Below are 20,927 nucleotides of genomic sequence, written 5' to 3'. Positions count from 1 at the left end.
AATCCGGCTTCTGCAGAACACTTTTGGCGGAAGTTTTCGCCTCGTCGTGCTGCGGCCCGAACCCACGATAAACCCCGAATGTGTCGCCGGTCACTACTAAATCCGGATGGGAATCAGCGACTGCGGCATTCTCATTCGACTTTTCCGGCCACGGCGGCGCCGATTCTCATTCCGGCTTTTCGGGTTGGTGCAGCTGATCCGCCGTGTGCGCCGGCGCAGGCTCCGGAATCGGGAACGAATTCTCCGGCCATTCTCATTCGAGGTGATCGAAAATTAATTCCGATCGGCGCATCGCGCTCGTCTGCTGCGCTAGCGTGCAACTCATGCAGCCCCGGGTTGATCACTCGCGCGGGGCCGGCCGGAAAGTGTGGAGAGCAGGTGCGTGGTGTCCGGTACACCGAGAATCAGAAGTAGATCACCGGTCGCCGGTCTCGAGCGGGCGCGTCTGAGTTTCGTCCAAGTGCTCGGGCAGTCCGTTTCCGCGGTCGCACCGTCGGCCGTGATGGTCACGCTGCCTGCTCTCGTCATACCCGACGCGGGCCGGGCGACCATTGCGGTGTTCGTCGCGGCGGCGATTCTGATGACGGCGGTCGGCTACTGCATCGGACAGTTCGCCACCCGGATGGTCGCCGTCAGCGGTCTCTACAGCTACATCGTCAAGGGACTTGGGGCGGTGCCCGGTTTCGGCGGGGGCTGGTCGCTGCTCGTCGGCTACGCGGCCGCGGCCATGGCGAGCACACTCGGTGCCGCGAGTTACCTCGCCGCGCTGCTCGGCCGAGTCGGGCTTCCGGCGGGGTCGCCCCTCATCGCGGTCCTCGCGGCGATCGTCGGACTGCTCGCCCTTCTCCTCATGGTCCGGGGCGTGCAATTGTCGGCGCGGATCATGCTCGCCATCGAGGTCTTCGCAATCGTGGCCGCCTCCGCCGCGCTGGTGGTCGCGTTCGTGCAATCGGTCCGCGAGGGCGCGACCCCGTCCGCGGGCGGCGCGAAGTCAGGATCCGCGGTCGGGTTCGCCGTGCTGCTCGCGATCACGTCGTTCGTCGGATTCGAGAGTGCGGGCACGGTGGCGCGGGAAGCCCGCAACCCGTTCGTCGCCGTCCCGCGCGCCATCCGGTGGACCCCCATCGCGCTGGGCGTTCTGTACGTGTTCGCGGCCGCCCTGCAGTTGCCGGAGCCGGTGCGGCAGGGAGTCGACTCGCTGCCGATCGTCCTCACGCTGCCCGACACGTCCGGCGCAGGTTCGTCGGCGCTGTCGATCGTCATGGAACTCGGCATCACCGCCTCCTGGTTCGCGTGCGTCCTCGGTTCGACGACGGCGCTGTCGCGCACCCTGTTCGCGATGGGCCGCGAAGGGGTGGTTCCGAGCGTGTTCGGCCGGACGCACCACCGGTTCCACACTCCGCACGTGGCATTGACGGCGGCGATGCCGGTCGTGGTCGCGGTGCCCGTCCTCTACCTGTTCGTCAGCGGTTCGAGCCGCGACGTCCTGATCGGACTCCTCGCCGTGTCCGCCCACGGCTACGTCCTCGCGTACGTCCTGCTGTGCGTCGCGACGCCGGCGTTCCTCCGGCGGATCGGCGAACTGACTCGACTTCCCCTGATCGTCGGCGTGCTGACGGCGACGGCGATGGTCGCCCTCGTCGGGTGGGCGGCGTTCTCGCGCACGTATGTCGCGGGCGCGGCGACCGCCGTCTACGTGCTTCTGATGCTTGTCGGCGCCGCGGTCTTCGCGATCCGCGCCAGGAGATCCCCCGGAATCGGAGAACGGATGGGTGTGTACGACGAGGCCGTGGCCGACGACCTGCTGGGCCGGTACCGCCCGTGGGAGGTCCGCCGGTGAGCCCCGACGACAGAGCCCTGTCGGGGCGGCAGCCGAAAGCCGTCACCAGCGCGCTGCGGGTGCTCGAGGAGGTGGCCCGCGCCGGCTCGGGTGTGACCGCGAAAGACATCGCGGCCCGCCTGTCGATGCCGTCGGCGACCACGTATCGACTGCTAAACATTCTCGTGGGCGAAGGCTATGTGGTGCGGCTCCCCGATCTGTCCGGGTTCGCGCTGGGCCAGAAGATCGGGATCCTCGTCGACGCCGCCGTCGTGCCCACCGTGTGTGCGGCGGCGCGTGAGGTTCTCGCCGAACTACGACTGTCGGTGCGCTTCGGGGTCCACCTGTTCTACTACACCAACGTCGCCGTCCGCACGGCCGACGCCGACCCCGAATACCCGCCGCCGGAGGACGAATCGTTTCTCAACCAGCACCTCTACGCGTGCGCAGTCGGCAAACTCCTTCTCGCGGAGAAGTCGGAACTCGAATCCGTGATTCCGCGTTGGGAGCCACGGGCGCTGACGGCCCGCACGATCGTCGCGCGGAGCGAACTCCTCGCGAATCTGGACCTGATCCGAAGCCAGGGCTTCGCCACCCAACTCGCCGAGCTCCGGGACGCGTCGGCCTGCGTGGCCGTCCCCGTCCGGTCCGGAACGGGGTCGCTCGTCGGCAGTCTGGCCCTGTCGGGACACGTCGATCACGGACACCTCATGCTGCGCCACGTCCCGTCGCTGCGGGAACATGCGGAGCGGCTGGCCCCGCTGATGGCCTAGCGCTCAGATCCCACCCGGCGAGGTAGCCGCCGACGTCAGGCGCCGACGGCCACTCCGCGCGGTGCGGGAGTGAGACTCGCGCCGCCCAGACCGAGGTGGTCACGCAGGGTGCTTCCGGTGTAGTCGGTGCGGAAGAGTCCACGCCTCTGCAACTCGGGAACGACGAGGTCGACGAAGTCGTCGAACGTTCCCGGCGCCTGGGCCGCCGACAGGATGTACCCGTCCGCCTCCCCGCCGAGGAATCCTTCCTCGATCTGATCGGCGATCTGCGACGCCGTCCCGACGAACTGCGGCAGCAGCACACCCTGGGCATACAGCTTGCCGATGTCGCGCAACGTGAGGTCGTCCTCGACGCTGAGCCGGCGCGCGACGTCGAACAACCCCTGGGTGCCCGGCACGACGACATCCTCGATCGGGGCGTCGAGGTCGTACTGCGAGAAGTCGTGATCGGTGTGCACCGACAACGTGATCAGGCCGGAGATGGGGTCGGCGAGTTCGTTGTGGAACGCCTGCTTCTCCCGAGCGATCGACTCGGTCTCCCCGACGAACGGCACGAACGACGGGAAGATCTTGATGTCGTCGGGGTTGCGCCCGAAGTTCGATGCACGCGACTTCACGTCGTCGTAGTAGGCCTTACGGCCCTCACTCGTCGGGTCGATCTCGAAGATCGCCTCCGCCCAGCGGGCAGCGAAGTCCTTACCGACCGAGGAGGACCCGGCCTGGATGATCACGGGACGGCTCTGCGGTGAGTGCGGCACCGTCAACGGTCCGCGCGTCTTGAACCACTCGCCCTCGTGGTCGACGGTGCGCACCTTGTCGGGATCGGCGAACACACCCGACGCCTTGTCCTGCACCAGGGCGTCACGATCCCAGCTCCCCCAGAGCTTGAATGCGACCTCCAGGAATTCCTGGGCGCGGTCGTACCGCTCGTCGTGACCGAGGTGGTTCTCGATGCCGAAGTTCTGGGCCTCCGCCTGATTGAGCGAGGTGACGACGTTCCAGCCCGCCCGGCCCCGGGACAGGTGGTCGAGGGTGGCGAAGATCCGCGCCACCTCGAACGGGTGGAAGTAGGTGGTGGACTTGGTGATCGCCAGACCCATCTTCTCGGTTACGTTGGCCAGGCCCGCCGCCACCAGCGAGGGGTCGATGGTCGCCGACGCCTGCGTTCCACTGCTCAGCGGGACACGGATGTCGTTGCCGTATCGAACGGGTGTGGCGAGGAGATCGGCGAAGAACAGGAAGTCGAACTTTCCGCGTTCGAGTGTCTGCGCCACGCGCCGGTAGTAATCGGGTCCGAGGTAGTCGGTCTCCGACGCCGGGTGCCGCCACGCGGCGTGGGAGTGGGTGACGTGCGAGGCGATGAGGAAGCCGGCGAGGTGCAGTTCACGAGACATGGTGTGGCTCCTTGATCGTCGGAAGTCTTAGTTCAGCCTTCAACAACGCGGCGATGGATGTCACCGATTGGACTCAGCGTGACGCGAAGTCCGCGACTTTCGCAGACTCGCATGGAGCCGAGTCCGTCGAAGTCAGGCGATATCCGGTGCGCGGAAATAAGATGAGTGATGACGAAAAACCCGCCGGTCCCACACCATCCGGTCGTCCTCGAATCGTTCCCGTGAAGTCGGCGCTGTCGGCGGTCCTCGCCGGGTGCGTGGTGGCGCTCGCACTCCCGTGGTCGCACGTCGCCATTGCCGACGCCGCGCCGGACTCCGCCATCCGGTACGTCGCGTTGGGTGATTCGCGGGCCACCGGGTCGCCTCACGACCCGCTGTCGATTCGAGACGGCTGTTTCCGCACATCCGACGCGTACCCGCAGATCGTCGCCGACACTCTGCGCGCGGCATCCTACGTCAGCCGGGCGTGCGCCGGAGCGAAGACCGAAAATATCACGGATACACCACAATTCACCATCACCGGACCGCAGCCACCGCAGATCGGCGCACTCCAGCCGGACACGACGCTCGTCACCGTCAGCATCGGGGGAAACGACATCGCGTGGTCGTCCTTGGTGGAACCCTGCTACACACTCGCCCCGGGACTCGACGCGAACTGTCGCTCCGACGCCACCACGGCCCGGCGCATGAACGACGCTCTCACCGTGCTCGGCCCGAAGGTGTCCGCCACCCTCGCGGCGATCACCGGGAAGTCCCCCGCCGCAACGGTACTCGTGGTGGGGCACGGGGGCATCTTCGGCGACCGCGGTTGCTGGCCCTACATCCCCACGAGCGACGCCGACGCCGCCTTCGTGGTGCAGTTCTTCGTGAGTATGAACAGCGTTCTCGCCGGCGCGGCACGGAGTAACGGCGCGTACTTCGTCGACGTGGCCGCCGCCGCGGTGGGGCACGACGCGTGTGCTGGATCCGATCTACGGTGGTTCGAAGGCCTCGTCCCCCGATCGTTCACGATGCCCCTGCACCCCACGCACGAAGGACTGAGGGCGATGGCATCGCTCGTCGTCGCGGCCCGTCCATGACCTGCATCGCGGAATCCGGCTTGCGCCATTCCCCGGAGCGGTTAGCCTGCCCTTACAACGTCGTGGCGAGGTGAGGAGTGACGGATGCGGGTTGCAGGGATCATGGCGGCGGTTCTCTTGGTCGGAACGGTGGTCGCCGGGTGCGCGTCATCCGAGACGGACTCACCCGCGACCTCCGCGAGCAGTGATGCCTTCCCCGTGACCACGACGGGCGCGCTGGGGTCGGCGACGATCGACGAGCGCCCGGACCGCGTCGTCGCGTTGAGCTGGACCGACGCCGACATTCTGCTGTCGCTCGGCGTGACTCCGGTCGCAATCGGGAAGGCGCCGAACGAGTCGGGCGTGCAGCCGTGGACGGCGGATAGTCTCGGGGACGCCCACCCGGCCATCCTCCAGGGTGTCAACACCAATGTCTCGGTCGAAGAAGTCGCCGCACAGGCTCCTGATCTCATCGTCGCCACCAAGTCATTCGGGCTCGACAATCAATACAGCCAACTCTCGGAACTGGCTCCCGTCGTGCACTATGCCGACACCCCCTCGGCCGAGACCTGGCAGGACGCGACGCAGACGATCGCCGCCGCGCTCGGTATCTCCTCGCAGGGAGACGACGTGGTGGCGCAGACCGAATCGGCTATCGACGACGACGCCGCCGCCCACCCCGCCCTCGACGGCAAGACCTACACCTTCTTCGTGGGACCGCAGCCCGACTCGACGTACGTCGTCAACTCGACCGACGACGCCGGAGCGAAGTTCCTCGACCAACTGGGGTTGACGCTGACCCCGTTCGCCACGGCACAACCTGTAAGCAATATCCCCGGGCGTGCCCAGATCAGCACTGAACTACTCGCCGACACCGATGCCGATCTCATCCTGGCAACGAGTTCCAATGGCGCGTTGGAGAGTGTGGAACAGCAGCCGGCATTCCAGTCGCTCGGCGCTGTCGAGCGCGGCGCATACGTGCCGCTGGCACCGACGCTGGCGCAGTCGATCGCCTTCCCCTCACCGCCCAGCCTCGATTGGGCACTGGGACAGGTGGTTCCACTCCTCGACTCCGCCGTGCAACGCTAACGACCTCGGAAGCCACTCCCGACACACTCGTCAATCCGTCCGCAAGCACGTCGATGCACCGCCGCACCACTGGACATCCGACCCAGTGGCGCAGTCGTGTGGTCGTCCGGTATACCCTTAAACAGGCCGTCCGGTTTGTTAACGGGATAGCTCGTAACCGATACCGACGCTCACACGAAGAACATCGATATCCTTTTCCCGCCACGCGGTTCTGTTCCACGGGCGGGAACGGAAGGACCGCAGTGCTGTTGGCAGAAACGTCACGAACACCGGCCCCCGTGGCTGCACCCGATGCCGAGGACTGGCGCGAGCTGGCCTCGTGCCGCGGGGTCGCATCGTCGGTGTTCTTCTCTCCCGACGGCGAGCGCGGTCATGCCCGCGCCCGTCGCGAAGCGAACGCCCAGCAGATCTGCCAGGACTGCCCTGTGCTCGCCCAGTGCCGCGACCACGCCCTGGCAGCCGACGAACCGTACGGGATCTGGGGCGGGATGACCGAAGCCGACCGCAGGCGGCACGCCCGCCGACTCCGCTCCGACAGCCGCCGTTGACCGGTTCCTCCCCTCCGCGGATCACCGTGCCTCCAGCTTGTCGATGTCGGCGAGCACTTTCTTGTGCCAGGCGATCTCGGTCTGGATGCGCATCTTGGCGTGGGCGACGATGAGATCGTCCGCCGCACTCTGGTCGGGCCATCGACGATCGAGCTGGTGATCGAACTGCAGCTCGCGTGCCGCGAGGACCGCGATGCGGTCCTCGACGTAGCCGCGAAGTACCTCTCGGTCGAGATCCGCGCTCACAGCCAGGGCGAGGTCGACGGGGTCCGGTTTGAGTTCGAACTCGGTGAACGCCTCGTCACGAAGCGCTCGAAGCTCCCTGGCGCCTTCCGCCGTGATCTCGTACACGGTTCTGGCGGGCAGCGCACCGTCCTGCTCTGTTCGCAACGGCCGGATCAGACCCTCGTCCGCGAGCCGATGCAACGCACCGTAGAGCGACCCGGGCTTCACCTGTGACCACAATTCGGCTCGATCCAGACGCGCGTCGCGACGCAGCTGGTGACCGTGCATGGGTCCCCGCTTGGCGAGAGCGCCGAGGACGAACAGCCGCGTGGGATTCATGCCATCAGTTCTACCGGAGTACTCATATTTGAGTACTCTCTTTCGCATGGCTATTCGACCGATCCTCATTGCCGGAGACACCAGACTGACCACACCAGCGGTGCCGGTCACCGCGTTCGACAACGCACTCGCCGCCTTCGTCGACGACCTCTACGAGACCAACACCGCAGCTCACGGGGCCGGCCTGGCCGCCAACCAAGTCGGAGACCCGAGAGCGATCTTCGTGTACGACCTGATCGACGACACCCGACGGCATCGAGGGCACGTCATCAATCCGATACTCGAGACTTCACCTCTGCCCGAGACCATGCCCGACCCGGACGACCTCGAGGGATGCCTTTCCGTTCCGGGCGAGCGTTACCCGACGGGCCGGGCCGACTGGGCGCGAGTGGTCGGCGTGGACATCGACAACAACCCGATCTCCGTCGAGGGCACCGGTTACCTGGCCCGCTGCCTGCAGCACGAAACCGACCATCTCGCCGGGCATCTCTACCTCGACCGGCTCGTCGGACGCAATCACCGGGCCGCCCGCAAGATGATCAAACGGCGTCAGTGGACCGGCCCCGGCAACACGTGGGTACCCGGGGCGGACCGTGATCCTTTCGGTTGGTGACAGGCATGCCGTCCGTCACGAGGTCGATGGACTTCAGCGCCGCGGCGGCGATGGGCACGATCCGGCCGGGCGCCGAGGCCGGCTAGAACCCACCGTGGCCGCCGAAGTGACCGAAGCCGCCGAGTTCGCCGAACCCGCCGTGGAAGGGCCCCACATCCTCGCGGCCGGGTCCGATAGGCCCGGTCGTTCCCGGCCAGCCCCACGGGAAACCCGAATCCGGAAGGTCCGTCACGGGACCCGCATCCGGCACGACGCGGGCGGCAGGAGTAGCCACATCGGGTACTGTTGCGGCGGAAGCAGTTCCGGCACCGAGGGCGACCAGGGGTGCGATTGCGGCTACGGCGACCGCCGCGCGGAGTGCGAACTTGCTCATTGTTCTCACCTTCATTTTCTTTCTGTGCCGCACCGACTTGTGCGGTGCAGGTGATGGGTTGATGATCGAACGACCATTGATGTAAATCGTCGTGGAAACGGGGCCCGGCGTCGCCACTGCCAGCAGGAGCTTCCGGATGCCACCAGCGCCAATCTCGGTCTTCCAGGTAGCTGCAATTCCATGACCGCTCGATGTGTGCGAGGCCGCGTCATGGCATGTCGGGCCCGGCACCGATGACGTATTCTCGAAGTCGGTCACTTCGACGGTGATCGCGCGCTTTTCTTTTCTCACGGACGGCGAAACTCGGGGTCGACGATGGCCGAATTCCATCCTCCGGCGACGCGGTCCGATCCGCTCGGGACGATTGCGGTAGAGCTGGCCGCGGCCGGCTTCGACGATGCCCACGAAGTCGGACGTGGCGGTTTCGGAGCGGTCTACCGCTGCTGGCAGCGCTCCCTCGAGCGCACTGTTGCCATCAAGGTGCTCACTGCCGCCGCACTCGACTCGGACAATCTCGACCGATTTCTCCGCGAACAGCACGCCATGGGCAAACTGTCCGGGCATCCCAACATCGTCAGCATCTTCCAGAGCGGCACCACGGAATCGGGCGCACCCTACATCGTGATGCAGTACCACCCGCGCGATTCCCTCAACGCGCTGATCCGCGAGGCGGGCCCACTGAGCTGGCAGGAGTCGCTGCACATCGGGGTCAAGATCGCCGGGGCACTCGAGACGGCACACCGACGAGGCACCCTCCACCGCGACATCAAGCCCGCGAACATCCTGCTCACCGAATACGGGGAGCCTCAACTCACCGACTTCGGCATCGCGCGAATCTCGGGTGGCTTCGAGACCGCCACCGGCCTCATCTCCGGTTCCCCCGCGTTCACCGCACCCGAGGTACTCCAGGGACAGACCCCCACACCGGCGTCGGATCTCTACAGCCTCGGGGCCACGCTGCTGTGCGCGCTCAACGGTCACGCCCCCCGAGCCGAGCAGACGGCCACTCAGGTGCCGCAGACCACCGACGGAACGTTGCCCGGTGCCACGCAGACCGACATACCCGCCGACGTGCGCTCCGCCGTCAACCATGCGATGGCGGGCAACACCGAGGATCGTCCCGCGACCGCCGCCGAGTTCGGGCAGGAACTGCGGTGGATCCAACGCCGCCACGGCCTGACCGTCGACGACATGGCCGTGCCCACCGACACCGGCGACGACCACGCCCGCGAACATCCACAGTCGGCTCGGGCACCGGCGAGTTCGGCGAGCGGCCCGGTGACGACCCGCCTGCGCGTGATCCTGGCCGAAGACGACGTCCTGCTCCGCGAGGGTGTGGCGAGCCTGCTCACGCGCTCCGGCTTCGACGTCCTGGAACAGGCGGGCGACGCAACCACACTCCTCGACCTGGTCCGGGAGCGAGCGCCCGACCTGGTGATGGTCGATATCCGGATGCCCCCGACCCACACCACCGAAGGGCTCGACGCAGCCCGGGCGATCCGCGACGAATTCCCCGAAGTCGGCATCCTGGTCCTGTCCGCGCACGCCGACGTCGAACACGCGATGGAGCTACTCGCCAGCGGCCGCGGAATCGGCTACCTGCTCAAGAGCCGCATCACCGACGTGGACGATTTCATCGACACCCTCCAGCGCATCGCCGCGGGGGCCTCCGTCGTCGACCCCGCGCTGGTGCAGGAGTTGGTCTCCGCCCGCAGGCGCAACGACCCGCTCGCCGCACTCAGCGCGCGGGAGCGGGAGGTACTGGCCCTCATGGCGGAAGGACGTTCCAATGCCGGCATCGCCCGCCGGCTGTGGGTCACCGAGGGCACCGTCGAGAAACACGTACGCAGCATCCTCACCAAACTGAACCTCCCGGAGACCGGCGACGATCACCGACGAGTACTCGCGGTCGTCACCTTCCTCGAGGCCCGCTGACCGGGGCCACCCGCTCCCCTTCGGTTCCGTCACCGGCGCGGAGCACATCCCGGATGGCATCGAACGACAGATCGGACTTCGACACGAAGCCCACCGCGGGGCTCCCGGAGATCAACTCCGCCAGGTCCTGCTCGGCGTGAGTGGAAATCAGGATCACCGCGGCCGGGTGCGCCTCGTCGTGGAGCCGCTCCGCGAGGTCGAATCCGCTCTCCGGTCCGAGTTCGACGTCGACGAGGATGACGTCGGGCTGCAACTCCGTGGCCGATCGGACCGCCTCGGCAGTGTTCGACGCCGTACCGACCACCGTGATCCCCTGCTGCTCGAGCAGTCGCCGGGCAATGTCCAGAAAACGTGGGCTGTCGTCGACGATCACGCACCGTAGACGACCGAGTTGCAACACCATGTGGTCCATGGTCGACCGGGTACCTGCCGGTACGCATTCCCGCTAGCAGGTAAATCCTCCCGGTCACTCGCCGGCGACCGGGATGGTGATGTCCAGCGTGGTCCCGTGACCGGGCGGGCTCGTGATCTGCATGTGGCCGCCGAGTGCCTCGACACGGTCCTGTAGTCCGATGAGCCCGGAGCCCGCACCGGACGAGGCACCGCCGACGCCGTCGTCCCCGATCACCACGTGCAGAGTGCCGTCCTCCGCCCGCAGGGACACTTCGACCTCGGAGGCGTGGGCGTGCTTGGCGGCATTGGTGAGCGCCTCGGCGACCACATAATAGGCGGCCACCTCGACCGATTCGGTGAACCGGCCCTCGATCGCGACATCGAGAGCGACGGGGACTGCGGAACGACGAGCCAGCGTCCGCACCGCCGATCCCAGCCCGCCCTTCGACAGGATCGCCGGATGGATTCCGTGCGAGAGTTCCCGCAGATCCTCCGACACGCCTGTGAGCCCCGACGCGATGGCCGACAGCTGCTCCCGCACGTCCACCCACTCGGCCGGCACCGACGCCTCCGCCAGCCGCACCTCGAGTCCCAGCGACACCAGCCGCTGCTGGGCCCCGTCGTGCAGGTCACGTTCCAGGCGACGCCGCGCGTCGTCGGCGGCTGCGACGATCCTGGCCCGCGAGGCGATCAGTTCGGCACGGGTCGCAGCATTGGCGATCGCGGTCGCGACGAGATCGGCGAAGTCACCGAGTCGGGTCTCGGTGTCCGCGGGCAGCGGCTCGGTGCGCCGCGATCCGACGATCGCGGCGCCCCACACCCGTTTGTCCACGACGATCGGGACTCCCACGATCGATCCGAAGCCTTCCGCACGAATGCGGGTGGCAACTGCCCCACCGACGTGTGCGTGGTTGTCGATCCTGGCGCCGTGGCCGGTGCGCAATACGATCGCCCCGACGTCGTCGCCCTCCGTCGAGATCGTGTCTCCGGTGACGGGCATCCGAGTTTCCCTCGGCTCGTATCGAACAGCGACCAATGTCCCGGTTCCGTCTCCCTCGTAGCGAATCAGCACGGCGTCGACCACATGCAGCCAGAGCGCGAGTTCTTCGGCCACCGCCGTGAACACCTCGGAGGGGCTCTCCCCACGGGCCGCCAATGTCGCCACCCGGCGCAGTGCGGCTTGGTGTTCGGCGAGGATCGCGAGTTCGTCCCGGCTCGCCTCCGCCTCCCGGCGGCGCAGAACCGCTTCCGCGGTGCGCAATCTGGCCTGGCCCGCCATGAGGTTGGCCACCAGCGCGACGGGCAGGAACACCACGACGGCTACCCAGTCGCCGGGTTTGGCCGGAAGCAGCGTGCCCTCCACCTGCAGGTGAAAGTAGACGTAGATGACGGCGCTCACCACTGTCGTCAGCACCGACAGCGCGAATCCCCACCGAGCCGAGACCACCAGAACCCCGAGCAGGAACACCGCACCGAAGGCGTTCTGCGGTGCCACCTTGTTCAGCTGATGCACCACAACGGTCTCCACGGTGATCACGGTGGCGGCGACCACGATCCCCAACCACAACGGAGGGGTGGTCGGTCGCACCAGGAGCGATATCAGACGCGCAGGCAGTTGGCGCGCGTCCGAATCGAAAGCTGCCCGGGGGGACGCCGCGCCGCGCCGGGACAGCGCTCCGATTGACCGCCGTGACCACTTTCGCGTCATCGTGCATGCTCGGATCAGTCGTGGGGTTCGCGGACAGACCTCGATGAGCATCATATCGAGCTGCCTGTCCGGTCTCACCCGATCGAGTTCCCGTCACTCGGCTGACACCCGCCGATGTCGCTACGCTGGGCCTAGGCCGATGCAGTAAACCTTGGGAGGAAGCGGTGGTAGCCGTACAGATACAGGTGGGCGATCTGGTGCAGGCGTCCGGTCACGCCGGTCCCTGGCTGGTGGTCGAGCTCAGCAAGGGCATGGCGTCGCTGCAGCATCCCGACGGACATCGGCTCTCGGTTCGGACGACCACCCTGTCCGTGGTGCACAAGGCGACGAGCCCGGCCGGCGAGGTCGAACCGGCCGACCGGGAACAGCCGGGAGAGGCCCCCACCCTCTTCGACTAGTCGACGATGGTGGTGACGATCGAGGTGACAGCCGGGGTCCGCGGCGTCGAGCCGAACCCGAAGCGGACGGGCGGATCCACGGGCCGCAGCGGGCCGAGGTCCCGGCCGCGCCAGGATGCGGACATTCCCACCAGCCGCCGCTGATCGACGGCGCCGTAGTACTCGCGACGCCCGTTGCCTGCGGTGCCACGGGTGCGCACACCACGGAGAGCGGCGCGGGCGATCGGGTCGCTGACCACACAGAACCACGGTGCACTCGCGACGGCCCGCGGGATCAGGTTCAGCAGGCGCCCGAGCGCGGTGCGGGCGCCGACCTCGACGCTCACGCGCAGGTCCCCGGCCTCGACTGTCCGAGTGCCGCCGGACCGCGAGCGCCGCACAGGCGTGATCACGGTTTCGTCGAAGACGTACGTCGCGGTGACGAAGTCGCGGACCGCGTCCGACGGGGCGAGGAGCACGCGGTGACCGTCGGCGAGTTCGACCATGACATCCGTGAACTCACCGAGCGGCGATCGCGACCAGTGTCCGACGACGATGCGCACGCCCGAACCGGTGCCCAGGCCCGTGATCTCCCCGTCGAACCGCCATCTGGTCATCCGGCCAGCGTATGCGCGGTCACTCCGTCAGGTGTCGGTACGCGGCGGCGCTCCGGTCCGACAGCACGGTGCGGAGAATGAATCGTGTTTGCGCCGTAACGTATTGGTCCACCGTGTAGCGGGCAGCGAAGTGCCAGTGCTTGAGCGCCCACCCGTGCGCGAGCATCATCATGTCGAACGTCGTCAGGTCGACGTCGAGATCGCTCGCGATACCCGCGGCAATCGCGGCGTCGAGGGCGTCGTGGAGCGGCTTGGACGTCGCCACCTCGAGTTCCTTGATCCGCTCACGCCCATCCTGGTCGAGTGTCCGACTCTCCCGGTACGTCAGCACGACGGCATCCAGATTCTCGTCGACGATCTCCACATAGCGCCGGAACCCGGCCACCAGCCGCTCGACGGGGTCGGTGCCCGCTGCGTCCATCGCGGGCTCGAGCTGATCGCGGAAGGCGTCGAGGATGTCGACGATCGTGGCGAGGAGGATGTCCTCCTTGCCACCGAAGTACTTGTAGATCAGTCCGACACTCACCTGGGCCTCGTCGGCCAGTGCCTGCATGGACATCTGGTGGAAGCCGGTCCGCTGCATCACCGTGACCGCGGCGTCGAGCACCTGGCGTCGCCTCGAGCTGACGCGGACGGCGCGGACGGCTTCGTCGAGTGAAACGGCGGACGTGTCCTTCGCCATGACAGATGACCTCTCCTTGCTGGCAGAACCTGCGGTGAACGAGTATTCACAGTATCCCGCGCGGGGCCGGAACCGCAGTCCGGCCCGGGTCAGATACCGAGATCCTTCGCCACGATGGTCTTCATGATCTCGGTGGTACCGCCGTAGATCGTCTGGATCCGGGCGTCCACGAACGCGCGCGCCACCGCGTACTCGCGCATGTACCCGTAGCCGCCGTGCAGCTGCAGGCAGCGGTCGGCGACGCGAACCTGCAGTTCGGTGGTCCACCACTTGAGCCGCGCCGCACGGGCCGGGGTCAGCTCTCCGCGTACGTGCTGCCGGATGCAGTCGTCGAGATACGTGCGGGCCAGATCGAGTTCCGTGGCCAGTTCCGCGAGAACGAACTGGGTGTTCTGGAAACTGGCGATCGGCTTTCCGAAGGCGCTGCGTTCCTTCACGTATTCCAGGGTCTGCTCGAGCACACCCTCGGCGGCCGAGACCGCGCCGACGGACAATGACAGGCGCTCCTGCGGCAGATTGTGGACGAGCTGATAGAAACCCTGCCCCTCCTCGCCGAGGAGGTTGGCGACCGGCACGCGCATGTCGGTGAACGTCAGCTCGCTCGTGTCCTGGGCGTGCAGCCCGATCTTCTCGAGGTTGCGGCCGCGGGAGAACCCCGGTGTGTCCGATTCGACGACGAGCAGCGAGAGCCCCATGTGTTTGTCCGCAGACGTGCGCACGGCGACGACGAAGAGCGTGCCGTTCTGACCGTTGGAGATGAACGTCTTGCTGCCGTTCACCACGTAATGGTCGCCGTCGCGCACTGCCGTGGTGCGGATCCCGGTGAGGTCGCTGCCGGTGCCCGGCTCGGTCATCGCGATGCCGAGAATCGTTTCACCGGTGACGGTTCCGGGAAGCCAGCGTGCTTTCTGCTCCTCGGTCGTCATGTCCGTCAGGTATGGCAGCACGACGTCGTTCTGCAGGGAGAACGCGATGCCCGCGGCGGCGGCGCCCGCGCGACTGACCTCGTCGACGACGATCGCGTTGTAACGGAAGTCCTCGACGCCGGGGCCACCGTAGGCTTCGGGAACCGGGAAACCGAGCAGCCCCTGCTTACCCGCGTCGGTGAACAGTGCCGGGTCGAGGCAGCTTTCACTTTCCCACTGCTCGTGCCGCGGGACGATCCGCTCGCGCACGAAGCTGCGGACACTGTCCCGGAACTGGTGGTGCTCGGACTCGAATTCGATGGTCATGACGGTGTCCTTTACGAACTGAGGGTGTGGGGTGCGCGGGCACTCGGGACCACGAATGCCCCGCTCTCGAATTCCCGGCGCGCGGTATCGGTGGCCTTGTAATGCAACTTCTTTCCCGTCGCCGACATGGGCAGTGACTCCACGAAGCGGTAGGCGCGGGGGCGCTTGAACTGCGACAGCATCGGGTGCCTGCGGCAGAAGTCGTCCAGATCGTCCGCGGACGGGACCGGTGCGGTGGTGACGACGTACGCGACGACGACCTGCCCCCACTTGTCGTCGGGAACCCCGACCACCAGCGAATCCGTGACCGACGGATGTTCGCCCAGTGCTTCCTCGATCTGCACGGGGTGCACGTTCTCGCCGCCGGACAGGAGCATGTCGTCCTTGCGGCCGACGATCGTCACGAACTCCTTGTCGTCCCACGTGGCCAGATCGCCGATGTGGAGCCAGCCGTTCCGGAATTTCTGCCTCTCCTGTTCCGGGGCGTCGAAGTAGGCGTTGGCGCCCTTCGGTGAGCGGACGATGACCTCACCGATCTCGGTGCCGTCCTTGGCTACCGTCTCGTGAGCGTCGGCGAGGCGGTCGTCGAACAGCCTGACCACGGCGACGTCGTCGTCGATGCAGGCCCGCCCGGCGGTCCCGGCCATCTCCGGCAGATCGGTGGGCCGGAGAAAGGTGTTCCAGAATCCCTCGGTGCTGCCGTACCCGTTGAAGATGCGGGGATTCAGCACCTTCTGATAGTGCAGTGCCGCTTCCCGTTCGAGGGGCGCGCCCATCGTCACGATGCCGTCGAGGGTCGACAGGTCCCGGGGCTTCTTCTCCTGTGCGCGAGCGAGCATCGCCAGGTTGGTCGGGGCACCGATCAGGAACGTCAGCCCGTATTCCTCGACATAGTCGAGGGTCACGTCGGCGTCGAAGCTGCGCTGCGCCACCAGCGAGGCGCCGAGATAGAACGTAGGATTCGGCCCGGCGCAGTACAGTCCGCCGCGGTGGAACCACGGAGTCATGTTCAGGGTCTTGTCTTCCGCGGTCAGCGGGAAGTGCATGATCACGTCGTGGGCACTGAAGATCTCGATCATGCTGTTCAGCGGAACACCCTTGGGCATGCCGGTGGTTCCGGACGTGAACAGCCGGGTGGTTTCGTCCCACACCGTGCGACTCACGTTCGGCGGCGACGCCGACTCTGCCACGAGTTCGTCGAACCGGATCACCTCGAACCCGTTTCTCGGCAGCGGTTCTCCGGGTCCGACGGCGACGACGAGAGCGGGTTTGTGTGTGGCGCGCGACAAGGCGTCCCGCACCATCTCGCCGATCTCGGTGTCGTAGACGAACACCGTGGGGCGGTTCGCGTCGAGGATGCACGCCGTCTCCCCGGATGCGAGACGGAAGTTCATCGGCGCTCCGACCGCATCGCAGGCCTGCCCGGCCAGGTACAGCTGGGCGAATTCGGGACCGTTGAACAACTGGTAGGCCACGACGTCGCCCGGTGCGACGCCGGCGCGGGCGAGCCCGGTGGCGAGCCGGTCGACGCGATCGCCGAGTTCGGCGTACGTCCAGCTCTCGCCGGTCGACGGGGACTGCATCGCGAGTCGATCGGCATACCGGTGGGTGTTGCGCCGGAAGCCGTTCAGATAGGTGAAATCGTGCTCGAAGTACTGACGATAGGCGTGGGCATCGTATGTGTACGTCATGATGAGTCCTCCGTCCCGGTACCCGGTCAGCCGGCCATGGTGAGGCCACCGCTGACGCTGATCACCTGGCCCGTGATGAACGATGCGGATTCGGACGCGAAGAACAGGACCGGCGCCGCCACTTCCTCCGGGCGGGCGAGCCGCCGGAACGGAATGGCCTTCACCAGAGCCTCTTTGAGCTTCTCGGCCTGAGCCTGGAACAGCGGGGTGTCGGTCGGGCCGGGGCACACGCAGTTGACGTTGATGCGGTATCGGGCCATCTCCCGGGCGAGCGACTTCGACAGCGCGATCACACCGCCCTTCGCACCGGCGTAGATGCTCTCCCCCGCACTGCCGACACGGCCGGCATCGCTCGCGAGGTTGACGACGCGCCCGCCGTTCCCCGCCTCCACCATGCCGGGGAGGAACGCACTGCACATGTGCACGGGCCCGAGGTAGTTGATGGCGACGACCTTCTCCGCGAATTCGGTCGTGGCGTTGAGGAACTGGTCGGTGCGGTCCCATCCCGCCGCGTTGACGAGGACGTTCGCGACGCCGACCTCGGCCGTCACCCGGTCGCGCAGGCCGTCGACCTGCGCCCGGTCGGCGACGTCGACGGTCATTGGAAAGAGCCGGTCGGGCCGTTCGGCTGCCGTCTTCTCCGCGGCCTGCAGGTCGAGGTCGGCGACGACCACGGTGTCGCCCTGCTCGGCGAGCGCGAGGGCGATGGCCCGGCCGATGCCGGAGCCTGCGCCGGTGACCACTGCGATGGTGTTGCTCATGGTTTTTCCCACTTCCCGTGCTGTCGGACTCAGGCGTTCACGTACTTGGTGAAATCGGGCTTGCGCTTCTCCGCGAACGCCGCCGCACCCTCGCGGCCCTCGGGTGAGTGCGTGAACAGGTCCAGCGCAGACATTGCGAGGTTGCTCAGTCCGGCCTGGTGATCGGTGTCGGCGTTGAACGACTGCTTCAGGAAACGCAGGGTGGTGGGGCTCTTCTCGGCGATCTCCGCGGCGACGGCCTTGGCCTCGTCGAGCAGTCGGTCGGCGGGGACCACCCAGTTGACCAGGCCCCACCGTTCCGCGGTGACGGCGTCGTACTGGCGGCAGAGGTACCAGATCTCTCGGGCGCGCTTCTCGCCTACGACTCGCGCCAGGAACGCGGACCCGAAGCCTGCATCGAACGAACCTACGCGGGGACCCGCCTGGCCGAACTTCGCGGTCTCGGACGCGATGGTGAGGTCGCAGAGCACATGGAGCACATGCCCCCCGCCGACCGCGATTCCGTTCACCGCCGCGATGACGGGCTTGGGGACGTCGCGGATCAGCTTGTGCAGGTTGCCGATCTCGAACATTCCGCTCTCGGTCGGGCCGTAGTCGCCGGTCTCCGCGCGCTGCTTGACGTCGCCGCCGGTGCAGAACGCCTTCTCCCCCGCACCGGTGAGGATGATCGCCTGCACCGCGTTGTCGGCCCACGCCGAGCGGAAGGCCTTGATCAGCTCCTCGACGGTCTTGCCGCGGAAGGCGTTGTAGCGCGCGGGTCGGTTGATCGTCACGACGGCAGCCGGGCCGTCGACCTCGTAGGTGATGTCTTCGTAGTCGGTCACGGTGATTCCTCTCCTGGACTGTGCAATGAGGGCATGTTCATGAAGTATGAATATCAATTCGATGTAAATGAACGTACATTCACGCCGAAGTGGGTGTCAAGGGTCACTCGACGCTCGGTGGCGCTAGAGGAAGGCGCTGACCCCGGTCTCCGCACGGCCGATCAGCAGTTTCTGGATCTGACTGGTGCCCTCGTAGAGCGTCATCACCCGCGCGTCACGCATGTACTTGGCGACGGGATATTCGTCGACATACCCGTACCCCCCGAAGATCTGAATTGCGTTGTTGGCGGCACGAACCGCGGCCTCGCTGCAGAAGTATTTCGCCTTGGACGCTGCCGTCCCGAACGGTTCACCGCGCTCGATCAGGTCGGCCGCCCGCCAGGTGAGCAGCCGCCCCGCGTCGGCGTCGACGGACATGTCGGCGATCAGATCCTGCACGAGTTGGAACGAGGCGAGCGGACGGTCGAACTGCGTGCGCTCGCGGGAATAGTCGACGGCGGCCTCGAGACAGCCCTGGATGATTCCGACGCAACCCGCACCCACCGAGACGCGACCCTTGTCCAGCGAGTGCATGGCAATGGAGAAACCCTGCCCCTCGGATCCGAGCAGGCAACTGGCAGGCACGCGCACGTCCGTCAACGACAACTCGGCCGTCGCCTGCCCACGCAGCCCCAGCTTTCCGTGGATCTCGCGCGAGTCGAATCCCGGGGTGTCCGTCGGAACCAGAAAGGCCGAAACCCCTTTGGGCCCCGAACCTCCGGTTCGCGCGAACACCAGGCACAGCTTCGCCCACGTGCCGTTGGTGATGAAGATCTTGGAACCGTTGATGACGAAGTCGTCGCCGCTGCGTACCGCCCTGGTCTTCAGGTTGCCGGGGTCGGAACCGTTGTCCGGCTCGGTGAGCCCGAAACAGGCGAGCGCCTCACCGGACGCGATGCGGGGAAGCCATTCGTGCTTCTGATCCTCGGTGCCGTGCGACAGGATCACTTTGCCCACGAGCCCCATCGACACCGACACGATGCCCCGGACCGCGGAGTCCGCCCGGCCGAGTTCCTCCATGCCGAGGCAGTACGTGATGTAGTCGCCGCCGAGGCCGCCGTACTCCTCCGGAATGGTCATGCCGAAGAAGCCGATATCGGCGAGCTTCTCGACGATCGCGGTGTCGACCGATTCGGCGCGGTCCCACGCAGCGCGGTGTGGGACGACCTCCTTGTTCAAGAAGTCGCGGGCCAGCTGCCGGAACTCCTTCTGCTCCGCGGTCAGTTTCAGGTCCATGGATGCTCCTCGATGCCGTGTTGAATACACGATCACTATTTGTGAGTGACTAATCACTTCAAGTGAAGCTATATTCACTCCGGGGTGTCGTCAACCCCCGAGCACTGGCCCGGTGCCGCATCGGCTGAGTAGGCTCGACTCATGCCGGTCACCTGGTCGGACGAGGTCGATGACGTCATCGGCGGCGATCTGACCTGCGGGTTCGCGTACAGCACGCCCGCAGGCGGGGCCGTGGTGACAGCGGTGGCGCCCCTCGGGCTGCGCGACCGCGAGCGGGGAACGGTCGGTTTCACCACCTCACTGGGGTTCGGCCGCAAGCTCGAACGCATCACCGGCGAGCCCCGGGTCGCGCTCGCCTACCACGCCCGCGAGCACGGGGTCGGCGACTCCACCAATCAGCGCTACGTGCTCGTGCAGGGAGACGCGACGTTCGACCCCACCCCCGACCCGGAACTGCTCGAAGACATCGGCCGGCGCTCGACCCCCTACACGGGCGAGCCACGCCGCGGCGTGTTCTGGGACCGGTGGCTCAGCGCGTACTACGCCGACCGGGTACCGGTGACCGTGACGGTAAGACGAGTAGTCGCCTGGCCCGACCTGCACCTGACCGACCCGCCCGAGGTGTTCGGCGCACCGCTACCCGCCGTCGACGCGGAACCCCAGACCCCGCCGAAGAAGGGCACCGGCCCCCGCGTGGATGCGACCAAGACCGGGGAGCGCGCGGCGAAGCTGTCGCACCGGCTGCTCGCCTACCGTCAGGTGGACGGCTACCCGTCCGTCGTACCGGTCGACGTGAGCTCTGCCAGCAGCGAGGGCGTGCGTCTGACGGTGCCCGCCGGAGTGCCGCAGGGCGGCCGCCGCGCAGGGCTGCTCGCCCACGCCTATCGCGCCGAGCTCGTCGGCCTCGAGTCGCGTCAGAACACCGGCTGGATCGAGGTCACGGGCACCGAGGCGCTGTATGCACCCCATACCCAGGCCGGGTTCGCGGCGCCGCCCAACAAAACCCTCCTGCTCCTCGTCAACGGCTTTCTGGCCCGGCGCGGTCTGGCGAAGGCACGCAAGGAGGGTCGGACCCAGGCCACGGGTGCCTGATTCGGACGCCGCAGGTGCTTCACCGCCGACGCGGTCCTCGCGGTATTCTCACCTCAACCGAACCTTCGGTTGGCTACCGTGGATGACGGCGCACCGATGCGGCGGAGTT

General features: G+C 67.0%; 21 protein-coding genes. 9 read left to right on the top strand and 12 right to left on the bottom strand.

Annotated features, from left to right (window positions below; genetic code table 11):
* Positions 1–385 precede the first annotated feature (385 nt).
* Both QM693_RS03660 and QM693_RS03655 read left to right on the top strand, forming a co-directional pair.
* Entirely contained in the window at positions 386–1,840 is a 1,455-nt protein-coding gene (locus QM693_RS03660; protein ID WP_280781322.1) for an APC family permease, read from the top strand.
* The gene (locus QM693_RS03655) at positions 1,837–2,592 is read left to right on the top strand and encodes an IclR family transcriptional regulator (RefSeq protein ID WP_283351429.1); all 756 of its coding nucleotides are present in this window, start codon (positions 1,837–1,839) and stop codon (positions 2,590–2,592) included. The genes QM693_RS03660 and QM693_RS03655 overlap by 4 nt, the downstream gene beginning before the upstream one ends.
* Before the next feature lie 35 nt (positions 2,593–2,627).
* Here QM693_RS03655 and QM693_RS03650 read toward each other — a convergent pair whose 3' ends face one another.
* Entirely contained in the window at positions 2,628–3,986 is a 1,359-nt protein-coding gene (locus QM693_RS03650; RefSeq protein WP_283351428.1) for an LLM class flavin-dependent oxidoreductase, read from the bottom strand.
* Between the two features lie 221 nt (positions 3,987–4,207).
* Between QM693_RS03650 and QM693_RS03645 the strand changes: the two genes are divergently transcribed.
* The 3 genes from QM693_RS03645 (at position 4,208) to QM693_RS03635 (ending at position 6,681) form a co-directional block, all read left to right on the top strand.
* The gene (locus QM693_RS03645) at positions 4,208–5,065 is read left to right on the top strand and encodes an SGNH/GDSL hydrolase family protein (protein WP_283351486.1); all 858 of its coding nucleotides are present in this window, start codon (positions 4,208–4,210) and stop codon (positions 5,063–5,065) included.
* Positions 5,066–5,149: 84 nt separating this feature from the next.
* The gene (locus QM693_RS03640) at positions 5,150–6,133 is read left to right on the top strand and encodes an ABC transporter substrate-binding protein (RefSeq protein ID WP_283351427.1); all 984 of its coding nucleotides are present in this window, start codon (positions 5,150–5,152) and stop codon (positions 6,131–6,133) included.
* A gap of 242 nt (positions 6,134–6,375) precedes the next feature.
* Positions 6,376–6,681 (top strand): WhiB family transcriptional regulator, encoded by a 306-nt coding sequence (locus QM693_RS03635; protein WP_280781318.1) that lies wholly within the window; start codon positions 6,376–6,378, stop codon positions 6,679–6,681.
* A gap of 21 nt (positions 6,682–6,702) precedes the next feature.
* Here QM693_RS03635 and QM693_RS03630 read toward each other — a convergent pair whose 3' ends face one another.
* Positions 6,703–7,245, bottom strand: a complete 543-nt coding sequence (locus tag QM693_RS03630) for a PadR family transcriptional regulator (RefSeq protein ID WP_283351426.1) — start codon at positions 7,243–7,245, stop codon at positions 6,703–6,705.
* A 46-nt stretch (positions 7,246–7,291) separates the two neighbouring features.
* On the opposite strand from QM693_RS03630, the gene QM693_RS03625 reads away from it, so the two are divergent.
* Complete coding sequence (locus QM693_RS03625; protein WP_283332008.1) at positions 7,292–7,858, top strand: peptide deformylase; 567 nt, start codon at positions 7,292–7,294, stop codon at positions 7,856–7,858.
* Between the two features lie 82 nt (positions 7,859–7,940).
* Here QM693_RS03625 and QM693_RS03620 read toward each other — a convergent pair whose 3' ends face one another.
* On the bottom strand, positions 7,941–8,231 hold the full coding sequence (locus QM693_RS03620; RefSeq protein WP_283351425.1) for a hypothetical protein: 291 nt from the start codon (positions 8,229–8,231) through the stop codon (positions 7,941–7,943).
* 315 nt (positions 8,232–8,546) lie between these two features.
* Here QM693_RS03620 and QM693_RS37565 point away from each other — a divergent pair, with 315 nt between their 5' ends.
* On the top strand, positions 8,547–10,166 hold the full coding sequence (locus QM693_RS37565) for a protein kinase domain-containing protein (RefSeq protein ID WP_349307479.1): 1,620 nt from the start codon (positions 8,547–8,549) through the stop codon (positions 10,164–10,166).
* On the opposite strand, the gene QM693_RS03605 is transcribed toward QM693_RS37565, so the two are convergent.
* Positions 10,144–10,578, bottom strand: a complete 435-nt coding sequence (locus QM693_RS03605; RefSeq protein WP_283351424.1) for a response regulator — start codon at positions 10,576–10,578, stop codon at positions 10,144–10,146. The genes QM693_RS37565 and QM693_RS03605 overlap by 23 nt on opposite strands.
* 54 nt (positions 10,579–10,632) lie before the next feature.
* Positions 10,633–12,174, bottom strand: coding sequence for a GAF domain-containing sensor histidine kinase (locus QM693_RS03600; protein ID WP_283351484.1), 1,542 nt, complete (start codon positions 12,172–12,174; stop codon positions 10,633–10,635).
* A gap of 257 nt (positions 12,175–12,431) precedes the next feature.
* Here QM693_RS03600 and QM693_RS03595 point away from each other — a divergent pair, with 257 nt between their 5' ends.
* Positions 12,432–12,665, top strand: coding sequence for a hypothetical protein (locus QM693_RS03595; protein WP_280781313.1), 234 nt, complete (start codon positions 12,432–12,434; stop codon positions 12,663–12,665).
* On the opposite strand, the gene QM693_RS03590 is transcribed toward QM693_RS03595, so the two are convergent.
* From QM693_RS03590 to QM693_RS03560, 7 genes are all read right to left on the bottom strand, one after another.
* Entirely contained in the window at positions 12,662–13,261 is a 600-nt protein-coding gene (locus tag QM693_RS03590) for a condensation domain-containing protein (RefSeq protein ID WP_283332011.1), read from the bottom strand. The genes QM693_RS03595 and QM693_RS03590 overlap by 4 nt on opposite strands.
* 19 nt (positions 13,262–13,280) lie before the next feature.
* Positions 13,281–13,943: a TetR/AcrR family transcriptional regulator gene (locus QM693_RS03585; protein WP_283351423.1), complete on the bottom strand. Its 663-nt coding sequence runs from the start codon at positions 13,941–13,943 to the stop codon at positions 13,281–13,283.
* 89 nt (positions 13,944–14,032) lie between these two features.
* Positions 14,033–15,175 (bottom strand): acyl-CoA dehydrogenase family protein, encoded by a 1,143-nt coding sequence (locus QM693_RS03580; RefSeq protein WP_283351422.1) that lies wholly within the window; start codon positions 15,173–15,175, stop codon positions 14,033–14,035.
* Between the two features lie 11 nt (positions 15,176–15,186).
* Positions 15,187–16,866, bottom strand: coding sequence for a class I adenylate-forming enzyme family protein (locus QM693_RS03575; RefSeq protein WP_283351421.1), 1,680 nt, complete (start codon positions 16,864–16,866; stop codon positions 15,187–15,189).
* Between the two features lie 26 nt (positions 16,867–16,892).
* Positions 16,893–17,627, bottom strand: coding sequence for an SDR family NAD(P)-dependent oxidoreductase (locus QM693_RS03570; RefSeq protein ID WP_283351420.1), 735 nt, complete (start codon positions 17,625–17,627; stop codon positions 16,893–16,895).
* 29 nt (positions 17,628–17,656) lie between these two features.
* A complete protein-coding gene (locus QM693_RS03565; RefSeq protein WP_283351419.1) occupies positions 17,657–18,451 on the bottom strand; it encodes an enoyl-CoA hydratase-related protein in 795 nt (264 codons plus the stop codon).
* Positions 18,452–18,574: 123 nt separating this feature from the next.
* Positions 18,575–19,726, bottom strand: a complete 1,152-nt coding sequence (locus QM693_RS03560; RefSeq protein ID WP_283351418.1) for an acyl-CoA dehydrogenase family protein — start codon at positions 19,724–19,726, stop codon at positions 18,575–18,577.
* Between the two features lie 141 nt (positions 19,727–19,867).
* Here QM693_RS03560 and QM693_RS03555 point away from each other — a divergent pair, with 141 nt between their 5' ends.
* Positions 19,868–20,818: a hypothetical protein gene (locus QM693_RS03555; RefSeq protein WP_283351417.1), complete on the top strand. Its 951-nt coding sequence runs from the start codon at positions 19,868–19,870 to the stop codon at positions 20,816–20,818.
* Positions 20,819–20,927 lie beyond the last annotated feature (109 nt).

It is taken from the genome of Rhodococcus sp. IEGM 1305, assembly GCF_030058635.1.
In the GTDB taxonomy this organism is placed as follows: domain Bacteria; phylum Actinomycetota; class Actinomycetes; order Mycobacteriales; family Mycobacteriaceae; genus Rhodococcus_F; species Rhodococcus_F opacus_D.
Note: the sequence above shows the minus strand (reverse complement) of the source record. Positions and strands in the feature narration are given on the sequence as shown.

Coding starts and splice junctions, on each gene's coding strand:
- QM693_RS03650 (WP_283351428.1), bottom strand. CDS start 3,986: ATGTCTCGTGAACTGCACCTCGCCGGCTTCCTCATCGCCTCGCACGTC.
- QM693_RS03640 (WP_283351427.1), top strand. CDS start 5,150: ATGCGGGTTGCAGGGATCATGGCGGCGGTTCTCTTGGTCGGAACGGTG.
- QM693_RS03630 (WP_283351426.1), bottom strand. CDS start 7,245: ATGAATCCCACGCGGCTGTTCGTCCTCGGCGCTCTCGCCAAGCGGGGA.
- QM693_RS03625 (WP_283332008.1), top strand. CDS start 7,292: ATGGCTATTCGACCGATCCTCATTGCCGGAGACACCAGACTGACCACA.
- QM693_RS03620 (WP_283351425.1), bottom strand. CDS start 8,231: ATGAGCAAGTTCGCACTCCGCGCGGCGGTCGCCGTAGCCGCAATCGCA.
- QM693_RS37565 (WP_349307479.1), top strand. CDS start 8,547: ATGGCCGAATTCCATCCTCCGGCGACGCGGTCCGATCCGCTCGGGACG.
- QM693_RS03605 (WP_283351424.1), bottom strand. CDS start 10,578: ATGGACCACATGGTGTTGCAACTCGGTCGTCTACGGTGCGTGATCGTC.
- QM693_RS03590 (WP_283332011.1), bottom strand. CDS start 13,261: ATGACCAGATGGCGGTTCGACGGGGAGATCACGGGCCTGGGCACCGGT.
- QM693_RS03585 (WP_283351423.1), bottom strand. CDS start 13,943: ATGGCGAAGGACACGTCCGCCGTTTCACTCGACGAAGCCGTCCGCGCC.
- QM693_RS03580 (WP_283351422.1), bottom strand. CDS start 15,175: ATGACCATCGAATTCGAGTCCGAGCACCACCAGTTCCGGGACAGTGTC.
- QM693_RS03575 (WP_283351421.1), bottom strand. CDS start 16,866: ATGACGTACACATACGATGCCCACGCCTATCGTCAGTACTTCGAGCAC.
- QM693_RS03570 (WP_283351420.1), bottom strand. CDS start 17,627: ATGAGCAACACCATCGCAGTGGTCACCGGCGCAGGCTCCGGCATCGGC.
- QM693_RS03560 (WP_283351418.1), bottom strand. CDS start 19,726: ATGGACCTGAAACTGACCGCGGAGCAGAAGGAGTTCCGGCAGCTGGCC.
- QM693_RS03555 (WP_283351417.1), top strand. CDS start 19,868: ATGCCGGTCACCTGGTCGGACGAGGTCGATGACGTCATCGGCGGCGAT.